The organism is Ochrobactrum soli (genome assembly GCF_003664555.1).
GTDB classification, from domain to species: domain Bacteria; phylum Pseudomonadota; class Alphaproteobacteria; order Rhizobiales; family Rhizobiaceae; genus Brucella; species Brucella teleogrylli.
In genome coordinates this window covers 91,473-107,402 of the sequence record NZ_RCHH01000008.1, presented here as the reverse complement: position 1 = coordinate 107,402, position 15,930 = coordinate 91,473, and the positions used below count along the sequence as shown (strand labels likewise).

Below are 15,930 nucleotides of genomic sequence, written 5' to 3'. Positions count from 1 at the left end.
GCTGGAAAACCAATCACGGCAGGCCGGGGAAACCCGGCCTGTTTGTTTTTCATGCCTCTTTCCTATCGATCCATTTGACAGAACGGCTTTTGTCGCGGACAAGCAGGGCGGAATTTCAAAGCCCATCGCGCGAACCGCCCAGAAAGCCTCAGAAGAACCATGGCACCACCGCTCCTTCGTCTAGACCAGATCAAGCTCACCTTCGGCGGCACGCCGCTTCTGGAGGATGCGAGCCTTTCGGTGAGCGAGGGCGACCGCATCGCGCTGGTCGGGCGCAATGGTTCTGGCAAATCCACGTTGTTGAAGATCGCCGCAGGCATGGTCGAGCCGACCTCGGGCGAAGTGTTCAAGCATCCGGGCGCGACCATTCGCTATCTGCCGCAGGTGCCGGACATGGACGGTTTTGCCAGCGTGCGCGCCTATGTCGAAGCGGGACTCGGACCGACCGACGATCCGCATCGCGTGACCTATCTTTTGGAGCATCTGGGCCTGACCGGCGAAGAAAATCCGGATCATCTTTCAGGTGGCGAAGCGCGCCGCGCAGCGCTGGCGCGTGTGATCGCGCCGCAGCCCGATGTGCTTTTGCTGGACGAGCCGACCAACCATCTCGATCTGACGACGATCGAATGGCTGGAAGGCGAGTTGCGCCAGATCCGTTCGGCTATCGTTCTGATCTCGCATGACCGTCGCTTTCTGGAAAATGTCAGCCGCGCGACCGTCTGGCTTGACCGTGGTATCACACGCCGTCTGGAGCAGGGATTCGGTCATTTCGAGGAATGGCGCGACAAGGTTCTGGAAGAGGAAGAGCGCGATCATCACAAGCTTGGCCGCCAGATTGCCCGTGAAGAGCACTGGCTGCGCTATGGCGTGACGGCGCGCCGCAAGCGCAATATGCGCCGCCTTGGCGAACTGCATTCCATGCGCGCTGATTTCCGCAACCACCGCAAGGCGCAAGGCACTGCGGTTCTGACCGCCAGCGATTCCAAGGAATCCGGCAAGCTGGTGATCGAAGCCAAGGGGCTGAACAAGGCCTATGGCGACCGCGTGCTGGTCAAGGATTTCTCGACCCGCGTGCAGCGCGGCGACCGGATCGGTCTGGTTGGACCGAATGGTGCCGGAAAAACCACGCTGCTTTCGCTTCTGACTGACAAACTTGCGCCGGATTCCGGTACGCTTCGGCTGGGCGTCAATCTGGAAATGGCCGAGCTTGACCAGAAGCGTGACAGTCTCAATCTGGATGAGACGCTGTCGCATTATCTGACCGATGGGCGTGGGGAGAACCTCGTCATCAATGGCGAGCAGCGCCATGTCGTTTCCTACATGAAGGATTTTCTGTTCCAGCCGGAACAGGCGCGCACGCCGATCCGCGAACTTTCCGGTGGCGAAAGAGCGCGTCTGATGCTGGCCCGTGTGCTGGCCCGTCCGGCCAATCTGCTGATCCTCGACGAACCGACCAACGATCTCGACATGGAAACACTGGATCTGTTGCAGGAACTGGTGGCGGGTTTTCCGGGCACGGTCATTCTGGTCAGCCATGATCGCGATTTCCTCGACCGCACCGTGACATCGGTGATTGCGCCGGAAGGCGATGGCCGTTGGCTGGAATATGCGGGCGGCTATGCCGACATGATGGCGCAGCGCAAGGAACAGGCGCTGGAGCGTCGCAACGTGAAGACAGCGACTGCCCGCGATAAGAGCGACGACAGCGGTGACGAGGCTTCGCAGCCGAAGCGTGAGGAAAAGCGCAAACTTTCCTACAAGCAGAAATTCGCGCTGGAAACGCTGCCGGGCAAGATGGACGCCTTGGGCAAGGAAATTACCGTGCTTGAAGGCAAGCTTGCCGATCCGCAGCTTTATGCCAAGGACCCGACGCTATTTGCTAAGACTGCCGATCTTTTGGAAAAGAAGCGCAGTGAGAACGCGGCCATGGAAGAAGAGTGGCTGGAACTCGAAATGCTGCGCGAGGAGATCGAGGGATAATGGAACCCGCCGATCTGTCGGCGGGTTCTCTCTGATCTAGGCGCTTGCCTTGTTGAGCAGGGCCAGATCGTTTTTGCTGAGCTTCAGCTCGGCGGCGCTGATCAGTTCTCCTAATTGGGTCAGGCGCGTGGCGCTGGCAATCGGCGCAGTGATCGACGGGTGAGCAACCAGCCAGGCGATGGCCACCTGCGCCTGCGTGGCGTCGACACTGCGGGCCACCTGGTCCAGCGCGGCGATGATCCGCGAGCCGCGATCCGTCAGATATTTCTCAACCGATTTGCCGCGAGCGCTCTGGCCAAGATCGTCGGCAGAGCGGTATTTGCCGGTCAGGAAACCGGCGGCCAGCGCATAATAGGGAATGACGCCAATTTCATTGTCGCGGCAGATGGCTTCCAGCCCATCCTCGAACCCCGACCGGTCATAAAGATTATAGAGCGGCTGCAAGGTTTCGTAGCGCGGCAGGTTGTGCTGTTTTGCAACGTCCAGCGCTTCCGTCAGCCGCTCCGGCGTCAGGTTGGACGCGCCGATGGCGCGCACTTTGCCCGCATCAATCAGCTCTTTATAAGTTCCGAGCGTATCCTCGAACGGTGTTTCAGGATCGTCCCAATGGGACTGGTAAAGATCGATATAGTCGGTCTGCAGCCGTTTGAGGGAGGCGTCCACGGCTTTGCGGATATAAGCGGGTGAAAGACCCTTTTCGTCGGGCCCCATTTCCGAGCCGACCTTGGTGGCGATGACGACCCTGTCGCGCAAGCCGCGGGATTTCAGCCAGTTGCCGATGATGGTTTCGGATTCGCCGCCGACATTGCCATTTGCCCAGGCGGAATAGACGTCCGCCGTATCGATGAAATTCAGGCCTGCATCGACAAAACGGTCGAGCAGCGAAAACGAAGTCGCTTCATCGACCGTCCATCCAAAGACATTGCCGCCGAAACAGAGCGGCGAAACTTTCAGTTCGGTACGTCCGAGCTTCTTATATTCCATGGACCCAATCCCCTTCCTCTGAATGCGAATCAGGCGTGATCCGCCGGGTTCCGATTTCAGGAAGAAGGGGTAAAAGCTCCGGGTAGAGCTTTGGGTCAGCCCATGCCAAGCGCGTCCATATAGAGCTGGAGCATCGCTTCTTCTTCCTGACGTTCATGGTCTTCTTTTTTACGCAGACGAATAATGGTCCTCACGACCTTGCTGTCAAACCCCGAACCCTTCAATTCCGCGTAAACTTCCTTGATATCGTCGGCGATGGTCTTTTTTTCTTCCTCGAGGCGCTCAATGCGCTCGATGAAGGCACGCAATTGGCCGACGGCAATGGTTTGGGCTTCGCTGGTAATGTCGTCGCTCACGCGGCTTCTCCAATTCTTGTCTTGATGGGTGCGAACGGCGCGGAGGCACGATTTCGCATGTCTGAAATTCTGCACCGGTTTTCCCGCGAGTCGCGGGCAAAATTAAGAGCCTTTTCGATGCCCGGCACGATTTATGGGGCCAAACCTTGTGGAAGAGTGTGGAACACTGTGGAAAAGCGGTGGTTCACGCCACCGTGCCGGTGCGCGAGCCGAAATGCCGGACCTCGTGCATGCCGTCGAGCGTGTTGATCTGCCGCAGCATCGGAGCAAGCCGTTCCGCCCATTCCACCGCTCCGGCCTCGTCGGCGATCAGGTCCTGCCGCACCTCGATCAGCACATGGGCAAAGCCCTTGGCCGTGGCGTGGCGATACATGGCGTCGTTGCGCAATGCGCCGTCATAGGGCTCGTTGTCGCCGACCACCAGACCGGGCTCGGCGCGCAACAGCGACAGAAGCGGCGCGACGGCGCGGTCGTCCTTGTCCCACAGTAGGCCGATCTGCCAGGGGCGGGCCTTGTCTTTCCAGCGCGGTGTGAATGAATGGATGGAGACGATGAAGGGCGCATGTCCGCTTTCGCGTTCCACGCGGGCACTCATTTCCGTCACAGCCTCATGATAGGGACGGTAAAAACGGGTCAGCCGATCTTCCCGCTCACCCGCCGACATCGGATAATTGCCGGAAATAACCGCGCCATCCGATAGCTGCATGATGAGCGTCGGGTCATCCTCGCCGCGATTGGGATCGATCAGCAGACGGGAAAAGCCGCCAAGCACTGCGGGCGCCTGAAGGCGGCCAGCCAATGCCCGCGTCAAGGCTTCGACACCGATGTCATAAGCGATATGACGGTCGAATTCGCTTTCTTCCAGACCCAAACTACCGTATTCGGCAGGCACGTCGCGCCGTGCGTGGTCGGCGGTCAGAAGCAGGCCGAGGCGAAAATCGCCTTCGATCCTGTAAACGGGCGAGAACGAAGTGGCTGACGGTTTTGCGAACGACACGGATTGAATTCCCAGGAACAATTCGGGATTGATTTTCATCGGGCGCGGGAAGCTGTTTCAGGTCTGTCATGAGAAAGCCGGGATTGCAACGATCATTCTTTCGTCATGTGCTTTCTTCTCGGCGGGACTGCGTTGACATCACCGGCGAAACTGCCGAAAAGAGAGCGACCGAAATGGGATTTCCAGACGTGAAACAAAAGCGATTGCGGGCTGAAGGGGTTCGGCGGATGCGACTTCCACACTTCCTGGCTGTATTTTCCGCCGTGTTGCTTGGTGCGCTCGGCATGACCTCTGTGGAGGCGCGGGCCGATTTCCGCGTCTGTAATTCGACGCAGAATCTTGTCGGCGTCTCCATCGGTTACCGGGCCAAGACCGGCTGGGTAACAGAAGGCTGGTGGCATATCGAAGGCTCGACCTGCAAAACGCTGATCGAAGGCCCGCTGACGTCGCGCTATTATTATCTCTATGCCGAGGATGCCCAAGGCGACGGCCGCTGGCAGGGCAATGTGAATATGTGCGTCGCGGAAAAGGAATTCCGCATCTCGGGCGTGCAGGATTGCTACGCGCGCGGCTTCCAGCGCAACGGCTTCCAGGAATATGATACCGGGGAACAGTCGAGCTGGATGGTTCAGCTTGCAGACGAAACACCGCCGGAAACCCCCACTGTTACAGGAACGAATAGTCAATGAAGCGCAACCGCAAGGTCAAGATTCTCGCAACGCTGGGTCCGGCGTCTGGCGAGGAAGCCGTCATCCGCAAGCTCTTTGAAGCCGGTGCCGATGTTTTCCGCATCAATATGAGCCATGCCGACCATGACCTGATGCGCACCCTCGTGAAGCGCATCCGCAATGTGGAAAAGGCCATTGGCCGCCCGATCGGCATTCTCGCCGACCTTCAGGGGCCAAAGCTGCGCGTCGGCAAGTTCAAGGACGGAAAGGTCGATCTCGTTCCCGGCCAGACCTTCACGCTCGACAACAACGAAGCGCCCGGCGACGAAACCCGCGTCTTTCTCCCGCATCCGGAAATTCTGGAAGCGGTCGAGCCGGGCCACCGCCTGCTCATCGATGACGGCAAGCTGCATCTCGTAGCCGAAGCCACCGATGGCAAGTCCATCCGCTGTAAGGTCGTTTCCGGCACCCGCATTTCCGACCGCAAGGGCGTCAGCCTGCCGGACACCACGCTCGGTGTCGGTGCACTGACCGAAAAGGACCGCAAGGACCTTGATGCCGTGTTGAAGGAAGAAATCGACTGGGTTGCGCTGTCCTTCATCCAGCGCCCGGAAGATCTGGCCGAAGTGCGCAAGGTTTCGCGCGGCAAGGTCGGCATCATGTCGAAGATCGAAAAGCCGCAGGCGGTAACACGCCTTGACGAGATCATCGAGCTTTCCGATGCCCTGATGGTCGCCCGTGGCGATCTCGGTGTGGAAATGCCGCTTGAAAGCGTTCCGGGCATTCAAAAGCAGATCACCCGCCGCGCACGCCGTGCCGGCAAGCCGGTTGTGGTGGCCACGCAGATGCTCGAATCCATGATCACCGCGCCGGTGCCAACGCGCGCCGAAGTGTCGGACGTTGCAACGGCTGTGTTCGAAGGCGCGGACGCCATCATGCTTTCGGCTGAATCGGCATCGGGCCAATACCCGGTCGAAGCGGTCGCCACGATGAACCGCATTGCCGAACAGGTTGAGCAGGAACAGACCTATTCGACCATCATCGATGCGCAGCGCGCAGCACCTGAACCAACCGGTGCCGATGCGATTTCGCTTGCGGCCCGCCAGATTGCCGAAACGCTGAAGCTCTCGGCCATCGTGACCTACACGGCTTCCGGCACCACCGGCCTGCGTGCCGCCCGTGAGCGTCCGCGCACACCGATCATCGCGCTGTCGCCGGTCGTCGACACCGCCCGCAAGCTGTCGCTCGTCTGGGGCCTGCATTGCGTCGTAACCGCCGATGCCCACGATCTGGAAGATATGGTCGATCACGCTTGCCAGATCGTCTTCGAAGAAGACTTCGGTAAAGCCGGTTCGCGCATCATCATCACCGCCGGTGTGCCTTTCGGTACGCCGGGTGCGACCAACATGCTCCGCATCGCCTATATAGGCGCCGACGGAAAGTCCGGCGTCTAAACTGGCGATATTCGGGCTCTGGTGGCCTGCAAATGGCACGTCTTTGAGCTTCCGGTGCTCACGTACTTTATGTACGCTCCGCTCCGGGTCTCAAAGCCCCATCATTTTCGGCACACCATCATCCCGAATCTCATCCAGTTTCGGTGCTCTTGCGTATAAGTAAAAAACGCGCTCCTTCCGGGGCGCGTTTTGTTTTATGGGATAGGTCTGTTTGCAGACCGGCATCACAAAGAATGCAACTGTAGTGTTAGGTGCGCGTGTCGGCCAGCTCATCGGCTAGATCGCTGAAATTTTTCTGGGCGTCCCGCATCATCGGATAAACAATCAGCGCCTGCTCATAAGCCTTCATGGCCTGCTCCTTGAGGCCACGGACGCGCAGAATGGCCGCCATGCCCGTCAGGGCGCCGTAATGGCGCGGCTCCAGCTCCAACGTACGATTGATGTCATACATGGCGTGAGCATAATCTTTTTGCAGGAAATAAACCGTCGCGCGGCGGTTCCATGCTTCCGCATAATCCGGATTGAGAGCGATGGCTTCGTTCAGGAAATCGAGCGCTGACGTATAGCGATGTTCCAGCATGGCGGCGTTCGCCCATTGCACCAGAAGGTCGATGGTGGCGCTGCCGGATTGCGACCAGAGCGTATTGATCTGCGATGCGATGCGTCGTGCCTTGGCTTCGTCCGTTGTTTTGCGAAGCTCGGCAAACAGCTTGTCGAGACGCTCTTCCGGCGTCTGGGGCGCTGCCGCTTTGGCGGGGGCTGTTTGCGAGGAGGAGGGCTTCTGCTCGCTGTCTGCGCCGATCTGTACAGGCGTGAGCGGAGCAGTCAGCGGGGCGTTTAAAGGCGCCTCATCGGGTGCCATCTCGGCGCGTGCGCCGTGAATGGTCAAGGTCGCCGCGCTGAATGCGGCAACCGTCGCAAAAATCTTCAGACATGCAAAAACGTTCCGCATATGCATAGATTTCCCTATGCACGGCGGAACGTCAAATGCAAAATCAAAAATAAGATTAGCCCTGACGAGCCTTATAGCGCGGAGCAGTCTTATTGATGATGTAAACGCGGCCCTTGCGGCGGACCAGCTGGCAGTCGCGATGACGGCCCTTAAGCGCTTTAAGCGAGTTCTTGATCTTCATGTCAATCACCGGTCTGGTTGGCCCATCGACATGAACACGCCGCCGGGCTTCATAAAAACAGCGCCCAAGGCGCCAATTGATTACAGACACGGTATATGTGCCTGAAGGGTTGGCCGAAATACACAAGGTTTCGGGTAAATGTCAACTCCTGCGCGGCAGATTCACGGGCGGGAGCCTGAAAATCTTGTCGCAGCGGGCGGAGTCATCGGGAATCGTCCAGATTCCCGACAAAGCCTAGCGCGCGCGGGGCTTGATATGGGTCACATGGCCCATTTTCCGGCCTTCGCGAGCTTCCTTTTTGCCATAGAGATGCAGCACGGCATTGGGTTCCGATAGAATCGCTGGCACGCGATCAATATCGTTGCCGATCAGGTTTTCCATCACGCAATCGGAATGCCGGTCCGTATTGCCAAGCGACAGCCCGGCAACGGCGCGGATATGCTGTTCAAACTGCGAGATCGCGCAGGCGGCTTCCGTCCAGTGGCCGGAATTGTGCACACGTGGCGCAAATTCATTGGCGAGCAGCGAACCGTCCTTGAGGACGAAGAATTCGAGCCCCAGAACACCAACATAATCCAGCGCATGCAAAAGCTTCTCTGCCGCCTGCCGCGCAGCATCCGCCGTCTGTGCGGAAATGCGGGCAGGAACGGTCGATGTCGAGAGAATGCCATCCTTATGGACGTTTTCGGCGATGTCGAAAATGGCAACATTGCCGCTGCGGTCGCGCGCGGCGATGACCGAGACTTCACGATCGAAATCGACAAACCCTTCGAGGATCGCCGGGGCCTTGTTGATGGCGGTCAGCGCGTCATGGGCAGCTGTTTCGTCCAGCGAAGTCAGGCGCACCTGTCCCTTGCCGTCATAGCCGAGGCGGCGGGTTTTCAGGATACCGCGTTCGCCAAGCGCACCAAGTGCTGCGATCAACGTTTCTTCGTCATCGACCAGACGCCAGGGGGCGGTTTCGATGCCGCTTTCATTGAGGAACTGCTTTTCGTTGAAGCGATCCTGCGAAATTTCCAGCGCCGCTGGCGGCGGCAGGACGATTGCGGTCTCGGCAAGCTTGTCTGCGGCGCTGACCGGCACGTTTTCGAATTCATAGGTAATGACGTCGGACGCTGCGGCCAGTTCGGCCAGCGCTTTCGGATCGTCATAGGCGGCGACGATCTGGCGGTTTGCAACCTGCGCCGCGGGGCAATCTGCCTGTGGCTCCAGAATGACCGTCTGGAAGCCGAGCCGCGCTGCGGCCATGGCCAGCATGCGGCCCAATTGTCCGCCGCCGATGATGCCGATCGTTGCGCCGGATGTGAGTGCGGATTTTTCCATATCAGACCTCATTGGTAGGACGTTCAGCCACGCTCTCGGTCTGGGCGCTGCGCCACTCATCCAGACGGGCGGCAAGAGCATCGTCGTGCAGCGCCAGAACGGCGGCGGCGAGCAGGGCGGCGTTGACGGCACCAGCGCGTCCAATGGCCAGCGTGCCGACGGGAATGCCAGCTGGCATCTGCACGATGGACAGGAGCGAATCCTGGCCGGAAAGAGCTTTGGACTGAACCGGCACACCAAACACCGGCAGCGGCGTCATGGCGGCGGCCATGCCGGGAAGATGTGCGGCGCCGCCTGCGCCAGCGATCACAACCTTGAAGCCGTCGGCCTTCGCGCCCTTGGCAAAGGCCACCAGCCGGTCGGGCGTGCGGTGCGCGGAAACGATACGGGCGTCAAAGCCGATACCGAGCGCCTCCAGCGTATCTGCGGCATGGCGCATGGTTTCCCAATCAGACTGGCTGCCCATGATAATGGCGACGTCGGCGGTAACGCTCATTGGTCTTTCCTGCTCCGTTTCATGCTTTCGCGGATGAGATATTGCGTGGGTAAAAATGATAAAGCCGGGCGGACCCCGGCTTTGCTTTCGATATGAGGCGCGATCAGGCGATGATGTCAGGAATGACCTGATCTTCCATTTCCTGAAGCTTGTCCTTGATCGCGAGTTTTTTCTTCTTCATGCGCTGGACGCGCAACTGGTCGCAGCCGACGGCAATCATCGCATTGATGGCCGCATCGAAATCCGCGTGCTCCTGTTTCAGACGTGCGACGGCCAACCTGATCTCGGCCTGTTCCTGATCGGACATGCGAACCCCATTCTGTTGAATAGTTTTACGGGCTGCGCCGAACCTCGTTCAAGGCGCTGCGCAAGCCCGTTTCGGGCGAAGCCCTTATCACATTTTTCGCGATTGGAAAATGCTACCACGACAAATTCGACTTTGCACCAAACTCATGCCAAACTGTCATGGTTCTGTCATGGATGGCGGCTGTCGAAGGCGACAAATCAAAACCGCATGCATGGCAGCCGGGACTGCGTGTTGGCCCGGATAAACAGGAGGTGTGCCGGGCGTTCATGCAGTTAAGCAGATGGAACAACAACACCTGCCGCAATGGTTGATCTGGGGTCGGTCTGGCTGTTCCGTTATCGTGTGGAAATCAACCAAAGGAGAACTGATGATGGCTATCGAGTCCCATCTTGCCACGCTTGAAAAGAAGCACGGCGCTCTGGAGCAGGAAATTTCCGATGCTTTGGCGTCACCGGCAATGGATGATCTTCACGTTGCGTCTCTCAAGCGCAAGAAGCTTATGCTGAAGGACCAGATAGAGAAGCTCAGATCTCAGGTAACGCGTCACTGACGCAAACCCAAGGGGCATGGACAGGGAAGCCGCAAAGGCGCTTCAAGCCATTTCATATCGGACGTGGAACAGACTGGCTTAAGCCGGGTGTTGCTGCGGCCTGATATAGCGATAAGCATCTCGGCCAGAACGGTCGAATGGCGGCAGCGCCTTTGAGAGCGCATCTTGAAAACTGAAAAGCGGTTTTCAGAAAAGACGCGCGTTAAAATAAACGGTTAGAGCGCCGATGTGATGAAATCAGATCGAACCTCGCTCTCACGGCTGCACCTTGCCCGACCTGAGTTTAATATTGGCGGCTGTGCCACAGCCGCCGAACATTTTGATTCATGTTTTTTCTATCGGCGCGGTTTCAGCGCTATCCCGCTTCTTTCAATAGACGATCAGATCAGCTTTCCGTTTCGGCTCTCGGATCGAGGTTCATTGCTTCCGGTGTCGCACCACGTTCAGATGGCATGCTCTTGAACTGATCCTTCTCTTCCTTGGGCACCGCGGCGCGCTGGCGCGAGCGGAACAGCGCGTAGCCGGTAATCGAAATATGCGCCAGCATGGTGACGGCAAAGAGCCCGGACGGCCAGAATATATCCATGGCCGCAGCGGCCAGAAGCGGGCCGAGCATGGTGCCGAAACCGTAGAGCAACAGCAGGCCGCTGGAGACTTTCACAAAGCTTTCCGCCGTTGCATGGTCGTTGGCGTGCGCCACGGCGACCGGATAAAGCGCATAGGCAAGTGCGCCGTAACAGCCTGTCATAACGATGATGACCGAGCCGTTCGACGGCCCGATGATGAATGCGACGAGGCCGACAAGCGCGGCCAGTGCGGCAACGCCCGCAAGTACAAAACGGCGATCCACCAGATCGGAAATGCGCCCGATAGGAATCTGCATCAATGCGCCTGCCGCGATGGTCACGCTGACCATGAGGGCGATTTCAGTGGTCGATATGCCGGATTTTGCGCCGAAGACAGCGCCAAGCGTGCCCCAGGCGCCATTGGCGATGCCGATCAATATGCAGCCGACAAAGGCAGCGGGCGAGTTGCGGTAGAGCGCCTTGAGGTCGAGTTGCACTTCGGTCAGCGGTCTTGGGCTGACGGCTGTTGAAATGGCGGTTGGAATGAGCGCCAGACAGAAGAGAATGCCGCAAATCATGAACAGATGATCGGAGCGCACGTCGCCGCCTGCAACCAGCATCTGGCCGGTCATGGTCGCCCCGTAATTGACCATCATATAGAGGCCGAAAATCTTGCCGCGCGATTCGTTGGTGGCGCGCTCATTCAGCCAGCTTTCAATGACCATGAAGGCGCCGGCCATCGAAAAGCCGGTGAAGGCGCGCAGAATGACCCATATCGTCGCGTCGACGAATATGCCGGAGAGAAGTGCGATGACCGCCGCCGATGCGGCAAAGCAGCCGAAGGCGCGTACATGCCCGACACGGCGCACAAGGCGCGGGGCGAAAAGACAGCCCGCCACGAAACCGCCTGCCCAGGTGGTGCCCAGCATACCGAGCGAGGTGACCGAGAAACCTTCGGCACCGCCGCGCAGGGGCAAAAGCAACCCATGCAGACCCGATGCCATCAGGAGAAAGGCTGTTCCACAGAGAAGGGACAGGACCTGAATGTAAACGCGCACAACGACATTCCTATGTGATTGCCCCGCATTGATGCCGGGGATTTATGGAAGCCGCTGGCGTGGCTTCCACTGGCATTTTCAGCGAAACAAAGCTTCTGCCGCAGCGCGACTGTCGCCTTTCTTCAGTCTCTGGGTTTTCAGACGCTCGATTTCCGATTGCAACAAGACAATGCGCTGATCGATCTCCGCGACTGAAAGCAGCGACAATTCATCTTCGCTGAGCACAGCGCTGTCGCGTGGCTTTATCGCATCTTCTTCGAAACCGCTCATGGCCTTCCTCCGTGGTCAATGATGCCATAGTTACCGAGAAAAGATTTAACACCTTGAATCTTCGCATATACATTTGGGAAAATCGATTACGATTTCTCTAACGGAATTGCGTGTGGCCAGGATCGAACCCAGATCAGACCTTTTGTGAGGTATTTCTGCGACGGTGCGAAACTGTGTATGGCGCATGCGCTTCCGGCTGCGTTCGAACAGGAGTTTTGATGATGATGGCCGATTTACCTTCACGGATGACTGCAATCGAGATTTCCGAACCGGGTGGCGCGCATATGCTGCGCCCCGTGCAGCGGTCCATGCCGGAGCCGGGGGAGGGACAGGTGCTGGTGCGTGTGCGGGCTGCGGGCGTCAATCGGCCCGACGTGCTGCAAAGGCAGGGAAATTATGCGCCGCCGACGGGTGCATCCGATATTCCGGGTTTGGAAATCGCAGGCGATATCGTGGCGGTTGGTGCGGGCGTGCAGCGCTTCAAGAAGGGCGATCAGGTCGTGGCGCTGCTGCCCGGCGGCGGCTATGCCGAATATGCTGTGGTGCATGAAACCAATGCGCTGCCGCTGCCCTCCGGCTATGGCTATATCGAAGCTGCGGCCATCCCTGAGACTTTTTTCACCGTCTGGCACAATGTTTTTCAACGTGGGGGCCTGAAGGAAGGCGAGACCCTGCTGATCCATGGCGGTTCGTCGGGTATCGGCACGACTGCTATCCAATTGGGCAAGGCGTTCGGAGCGACGGTGATCGTGACCGCCGGGTCCAAGGATAAATGCGATGCCTGCGTGAAGCTCGGCGCCGATCACGCGATCAATTATCGTGACGAGGATTTCGTTACTGCCGTGAAGGAGCTGACTGGCGGGAAGGGTGCCGATGTCATTCTCGACATGGTGGGCGGCGATTATGTCGATCGCAATTATAAGGTTGCCGCCGAAGATGGCCGCATCGTGCAGATCGCGTTTTTGAACGGCGCCAAGGCCACCGCCAATTTCGCGCTGCTGATGACCAAGCGTCTGACCCATACCGGATCGACCCTGCGCGCCCGCCCGGTTGAATTCAAGGCAGAACTCGCACGCGAGCTGGAGGCAAAAGTCTGGCCGCTTCTGGCCGAGCGTCGTGTCGCGCCGGTCATGGATATGATCTTTTCCCTGAAGGATGCCTGGCGTGCCCATGAGCGCATGGAAGAGGGGCGGCATATCGGCAAGATCGTGCTCGATATCGCCTGAGAGTTTCGGCTCGTCATAGCCGCAATCGGGAAATCACGCACAGATTGTTGTGCGGGCTTCAGCGCATTCTTGCCCTGCTGCCAAAAAACCTATATATAGGCCGTGATTTCCCGGAAATTGTGGTTTTTTCCACGTCCCGCGCCACCGGAGCGGACGAACAGAAGGATTATATCTAATGGCCACTCAGCTTCTTATGCCGAAGGCAACGGCCGTCTGGCTTGTCGATAATACGGCTCTGTCGTTTGACCAGATTGCAGCTTTCTGCAAGCTGCATCCGCTGGAAGTGAAGGCGATTGCCGATGGCGAAGCCTCTCAGGGTATCAAGGGTCTCGATCCGGTCATTACAGGACAGCTTTCGCGCGAGGAAATCGCGAAGGGCGAAAAAGACCAGTATTACCGTCTGAAGCTTGCTGACCCGAAGGTTCGCGTTCCTGAAGCCAAGCGCAAGGGCCCGCGCTATACGCCGCTGTCAAAGCGTCAGGACCGTCCGAACGCGATTCTCTGGCTGGTGCGCAATCATCCCGAGCTGAAGGATGCGCAGATTTCGCGCCTGATCGGCACGACCAAGTCGACCATCGAACAGATTCGCAATCGTTCGCACTGGAACTCGGCCAATCTGACGGCGATGGATCCGGTCACGCTCGGCCTTTGCTCGCAGATCGATCTCGACATCGAAGTCGAACGCGCAGCGCGCAACCGTCCGGCTGCACCGGAATCCGACAGCACGCTGCTGCCAGCTTCGGCAACAGAAAACTTCGATTATCGCGACGAACCACCTGCGGAAGAAGAACTCGACGCGGACAAGGTTTTCGCGAAGCTTTCGTCCCTCAAGGGCACGAACACCGACGAAGACGAAGAATAATCGTCAGGCATCCGCCTCTCGATATCTGTCAGTTGGCGCCCGGCTTTATGCCGGGCGTTTTCGTTCAGGCCGCCTTGTGTTCGGTTTTGTCCACGGGTGTTGCGTCTATCCAGCGCTCCAGAACCTGAACATAGCGGCTTGCCGCGCTTTCGAGCGCATCCGGTGCCAGTTTGTCTGTTGCATAGACGAAGAACGGCTCTGCCCATTCCAGCCCGCACCGATTGGCTGTGGCACGCAACGGAGCCATAAGATCATTCATTGGAAACAGGTTGCGTCCGCCGGGCGTATAGGCTTCGGGCACGTTGCCAGCGGTCGCGGCGATCATGATGGGCGTTCCTTCCAGCGCCCGGCCTTCCTGTTCATAAGTCACGTAAAACATGCGGGTCAGCACGGCATCCTGCCAGGCTTTTAAAAGCGGCGGCGTTGAATACCACTGGAGCGGAAATTGCAGCACGATGCGATCCGCCGCGAGAAGGCGTTGCGCTTCACGCTCGCCATCTTTGTAAAAGTCGATCCCGGTGGGATAGGCAGTCTGCATATCGACAATGTCCACTTCCGGCAGTTGGGCGGCTGCACCTGCCAGCGTGGCATTGGCTTTTGATTGCGACAAATCGGGATGAAAAAGCAAAATCAAAGTTCTGGACATCATCTGTTCCTTTCAACGGCTCCTTATGTTGGAAGGATGATGAAATCGATGCGGTAATTATTCCAATCTATTATTTATATATGTTATTATTGATTTCATGAATTTAAGGGCGATAGATCTCAATCTTCTGGTCATTCTGGATGCACTTCTCGACGAGGCGCATGTCAGTCGCGCGGCGGATCGTCTGCATCTGACACAGCCAGCCGTATCCAACGCCTTGCAACGCTGTCGAGCCGTCTTCGCTGATGAGTTGCTCGAACGCGGGCGCGGTTCGATGCGGCGCACGGCGCGCGCCGAAGCCTTGCGCGCGCCGTTGAAGACCTTGCTTTCCGATGTCATGGCGCTGGTCGACCCCCCGCATGTGCCATTGGCTTCGATCCGACAGACAATCAAAATCTGCATGGCCGATTATCCAGCCATCTTTGTAATCAAGCCGTTGTTGCAGGTCCTTGCTGCGGATGCGCCGGGCATCGATATCGTGGTGCAGCCGTGGCATGGCGCGGCGGCCGCAAAAGAAGCGCTGGTGAGCGGCGCAAGTGACCTCGCACTATCGGTGTTTCCAGATGCGGACGACGATCTTCAGCGCAAGCATCTGCTGGACGAGACGTACCGTGTCGTCATGCGCCGTGATCATCCAGCGGCCAGAGGGTTTACGCTCGATCACTGGCTGGCTTATCCGCACATACTGGTGTCGGGACGCGGCGACACCAACAGCCCGGCAGACAAGATTCTCGCTGAAAAGGGTTTGAAGCGGCGCATCGGTCTCGTGGTGCCCAATTTTGGCATGGTGCCGGATCTGCTGAAAAGCACGGATATGATCGCCATGCTGCCTTCGCATTGCGTTCTGGATGCGGATAGCGACCTTGTTGCCTTCCCGCCGCCTATCACAGTCAGCGGCTTTCCGTTGCATATTGCCTGGCACAAGCGCCGACAGGAGGATCAGGCGCTTCAATATATCGTGGCACAACTCAGTGCGATTCTGACGGAGCAATGAAGAAAAAACTCCGTCGAATGCAGAACATTCGACGGAGCAGAGGCTGCAGTCTTCTTGGGT

18 protein-coding genes are annotated in these 15,930 nt (G+C 58.2%); 7 read left to right on the top strand and 11 right to left on the bottom strand.

From position 1 onward, the window contains the following. The first annotated feature begins 159 nt into the window (after positions 1-159). Complete coding sequence (locus D8666_RS15185; protein WP_109369782.1) at positions 160-1,980, top strand: ABC-F family ATP-binding cassette domain-containing protein; 1,821 nt, start codon at positions 160-162, stop codon at positions 1,978-1,980. A gap of 36 nt (positions 1,981-2,016) precedes the next feature. Here the strand turns inward: D8666_RS15185 and D8666_RS15180 are convergent, their stop codons facing one another. The 3 genes from D8666_RS15180 to D8666_RS15170 form a co-directional block, all read right to left on the bottom strand. Further along, positions 2,017-2,964: an aldo/keto reductase gene (locus tag D8666_RS15180; RefSeq protein WP_109369781.1), complete on the bottom strand. Its 948-nt coding sequence runs from the start codon at positions 2,962-2,964 to the stop codon at positions 2,017-2,019. Between the two features lie 95 nt (positions 2,965-3,059). After that, a complete protein-coding gene (locus D8666_RS15175; RefSeq protein WP_061348000.1) occupies positions 3,060-3,320 on the bottom strand; it encodes a DUF2312 domain-containing protein in 261 nt (86 codons plus the stop codon). Between the two features lie 184 nt (positions 3,321-3,504). Continuing rightward, entirely contained in the window at positions 3,505-4,356 is an 852-nt protein-coding gene (locus D8666_RS15170) for an N-formylglutamate amidohydrolase (protein ID WP_121538595.1), read from the bottom strand. A 188-nt stretch (positions 4,357-4,544) separates the two neighbouring features. Here D8666_RS15170 and D8666_RS15165 point away from each other — a divergent pair, with 188 nt between their 5' ends. Both D8666_RS15165 and pyk read left to right on the top strand, forming a co-directional pair. Next, positions 4,545-5,006: a DUF1036 domain-containing protein gene (locus tag D8666_RS15165; RefSeq protein WP_109369779.1), complete on the top strand. Its 462-nt coding sequence runs from the start codon at positions 4,545-4,547 to the stop codon at positions 5,004-5,006. Beyond that, the gene (gene pyk, locus D8666_RS15160) at positions 5,003-6,439 is read left to right on the top strand and encodes a pyruvate kinase (protein WP_109369778.1); all 1,437 of its coding nucleotides are present in this window, start codon (positions 5,003-5,005) and stop codon (positions 6,437-6,439) included. Before D8666_RS15165 ends, pyk begins: the two co-directional genes overlap by 4 nt. Before the next feature lie 247 nt (positions 6,440-6,686). On the opposite strand, the gene D8666_RS15155 is transcribed toward pyk, so the two are convergent. From D8666_RS15155 to D8666_RS15135, 5 genes are all read right to left on the bottom strand, one after another. After that, on the bottom strand, positions 6,687-7,409 hold the full coding sequence (locus tag D8666_RS15155) for a tetratricopeptide repeat protein (RefSeq protein WP_121538593.1): 723 nt from the start codon (positions 7,407-7,409) through the stop codon (positions 6,687-6,689). Between the two features lie 37 nt (positions 7,410-7,446). Next, positions 7,447-7,572 carry a type B 50S ribosomal protein L36 gene (gene ykgO / locus D8666_RS15150; RefSeq protein WP_010661422.1) on the bottom strand — a complete coding sequence of 42 codons (126 nt, stop codon included), beginning with the start codon at positions 7,570-7,572 and terminating at the stop codon, positions 7,447-7,449. Positions 7,573-7,806: 234 nt separating this feature from the next. Then, on the bottom strand, positions 7,807-8,895 hold the full coding sequence (locus D8666_RS15145; RefSeq protein WP_121538591.1) for a 5-(carboxyamino)imidazole ribonucleotide synthase: 1,089 nt from the start codon (positions 8,893-8,895) through the stop codon (positions 7,807-7,809). A 1-nt stretch (position 8,896) separates the two neighbouring features. Beyond that, positions 8,897-9,391 carry a 5-(carboxyamino)imidazole ribonucleotide mutase gene (gene purE, locus D8666_RS15140; RefSeq protein ID WP_109369775.1) on the bottom strand — a complete coding sequence of 165 codons (495 nt, stop codon included), beginning with the start codon at positions 9,389-9,391 and terminating at the stop codon, positions 8,897-8,899. Positions 9,392-9,494: 103 nt separating this feature from the next. Next, positions 9,495-9,698, bottom strand: a complete 204-nt coding sequence (locus D8666_RS15135; protein WP_078339590.1) for a YdcH family protein — start codon at positions 9,696-9,698, stop codon at positions 9,495-9,497. Between the two features lie 367 nt (positions 9,699-10,065). Here D8666_RS15135 and D8666_RS15130 point away from each other — a divergent pair, with 367 nt between their 5' ends. Further along, on the top strand, positions 10,066-10,248 hold the full coding sequence (locus D8666_RS15130; protein ID WP_171058804.1) for a YdcH family protein: 183 nt from the start codon (positions 10,066-10,068) through the stop codon (positions 10,246-10,248). Between the two features lie 385 nt (positions 10,249-10,633). Here the strand turns inward: D8666_RS15130 and D8666_RS15125 are convergent, their stop codons facing one another. Together D8666_RS15125 and D8666_RS15120 are read right to left on the bottom strand one after the other, a co-directional pair. Further along, complete coding sequence (locus tag D8666_RS15125; protein WP_121538589.1) at positions 10,634-11,872, bottom strand: MFS transporter; 1,239 nt, start codon at positions 11,870-11,872, stop codon at positions 10,634-10,636. 78 nt (positions 11,873-11,950) lie between these two features. Beyond that, positions 11,951-12,142: a DUF1192 domain-containing protein gene (locus D8666_RS15120; RefSeq protein ID WP_078339509.1), complete on the bottom strand. Its 192-nt coding sequence runs from the start codon at positions 12,140-12,142 to the stop codon at positions 11,951-11,953. Positions 12,143-12,363: 221 nt separating this feature from the next. On the opposite strand from D8666_RS15120, the gene D8666_RS15115 reads away from it, so the two are divergent. Both D8666_RS15115 and D8666_RS15110 read left to right on the top strand, forming a co-directional pair. Further along, on the top strand, positions 12,364-13,368 hold the full coding sequence (locus D8666_RS15115; protein WP_121538717.1) for an NAD(P)H-quinone oxidoreductase: 1,005 nt from the start codon (positions 12,364-12,366) through the stop codon (positions 13,366-13,368). A gap of 175 nt (positions 13,369-13,543) precedes the next feature. Continuing rightward, positions 13,544-14,230, top strand: coding sequence for a DUF1013 domain-containing protein (locus D8666_RS15110; RefSeq protein ID WP_121538587.1), 687 nt, complete (start codon positions 13,544-13,546; stop codon positions 14,228-14,230). Between the two features lie 64 nt (positions 14,231-14,294). On the opposite strand, the gene D8666_RS15105 is transcribed toward D8666_RS15110, so the two are convergent. Further along, positions 14,295-14,876, bottom strand: a complete 582-nt coding sequence (locus D8666_RS15105) for an NAD(P)H-dependent oxidoreductase (protein WP_121538715.1) — start codon at positions 14,874-14,876, stop codon at positions 14,295-14,297. Between the two features lie 97 nt (positions 14,877-14,973). Here D8666_RS15105 and D8666_RS15100 point away from each other — a divergent pair, with 97 nt between their 5' ends. After that, a complete protein-coding gene (locus D8666_RS15100) occupies positions 14,974-15,870 on the top strand; it encodes a LysR family transcriptional regulator (RefSeq protein ID WP_121538585.1) in 897 nt (298 codons plus the stop codon). Positions 15,871-15,930: the final 60 nt, after the last annotated feature.

Excerpts from the sequence above, each read along its gene's own strand:
- D8666_RS15115 (WP_121538717.1), top strand. The coding sequence starts at position 12,364 with ATGATGGCCGATTTACCTTCACGGATGACTGCAATCGAGATTTCCGAA.
- D8666_RS15165 (WP_109369779.1), top strand. The coding sequence starts at position 4,545 with ATGCGACTTCCACACTTCCTGGCTGTATTTTCCGCCGTGTTGCTTGGT.
- D8666_RS15105 (WP_121538715.1), bottom strand. The coding sequence starts at position 14,876 with ATGTCCAGAACTTTGATTTTGCTTTTTCATCCCGATTTGTCGCAATCA.
- D8666_RS15180 (WP_109369781.1), bottom strand. The coding sequence starts at position 2,964 with ATGGAATATAAGAAGCTCGGACGTACCGAACTGAAAGTTTCGCCGCTC.
- D8666_RS15145 (WP_121538591.1), bottom strand. The coding sequence starts at position 8,895 with ATGGAAAAATCCGCACTCACATCCGGCGCAACGATCGGCATCATCGGC.
- pyk (WP_109369778.1), top strand. The coding sequence starts at position 5,003 with ATGAAGCGCAACCGCAAGGTCAAGATTCTCGCAACGCTGGGTCCGGCG.
- purE (WP_109369775.1), bottom strand. The coding sequence starts at position 9,391 with ATGAGCGTTACCGCCGACGTCGCCATTATCATGGGCAGCCAGTCTGAT.
- D8666_RS15170 (WP_121538595.1), bottom strand. The coding sequence starts at position 4,356 with ATGAAAATCAATCCCGAATTGTTCCTGGGAATTCAATCCGTGTCGTTC.
- ykgO (WP_010661422.1), bottom strand. The coding sequence starts at position 7,572 with ATGAAGATCAAGAACTCGCTTAAAGCGCTTAAGGGCCGTCATCGCGAC.
- D8666_RS15120 (WP_078339509.1), bottom strand. The coding sequence starts at position 12,142 with ATGAGCGGTTTCGAAGAAGATGCGATAAAGCCACGCGACAGCGCTGTG.
- D8666_RS15135 (WP_078339590.1), bottom strand. The coding sequence starts at position 9,698 with ATGTCCGATCAGGAACAGGCCGAGATCAGGTTGGCCGTCGCACGTCTG.
- D8666_RS15130 (WP_171058804.1), top strand. The coding sequence starts at position 10,066 with ATGATGGCTATCGAGTCCCATCTTGCCACGCTTGAAAAGAAGCACGGC.
- D8666_RS15185 (WP_109369782.1), top strand. The coding sequence starts at position 160 with ATGGCACCACCGCTCCTTCGTCTAGACCAGATCAAGCTCACCTTCGGC.
- D8666_RS15110 (WP_121538587.1), top strand. The coding sequence starts at position 13,544 with ATGGCCACTCAGCTTCTTATGCCGAAGGCAACGGCCGTCTGGCTTGTC.
- D8666_RS15100 (WP_121538585.1), top strand. The coding sequence starts at position 14,974 with ATGAATTTAAGGGCGATAGATCTCAATCTTCTGGTCATTCTGGATGCA.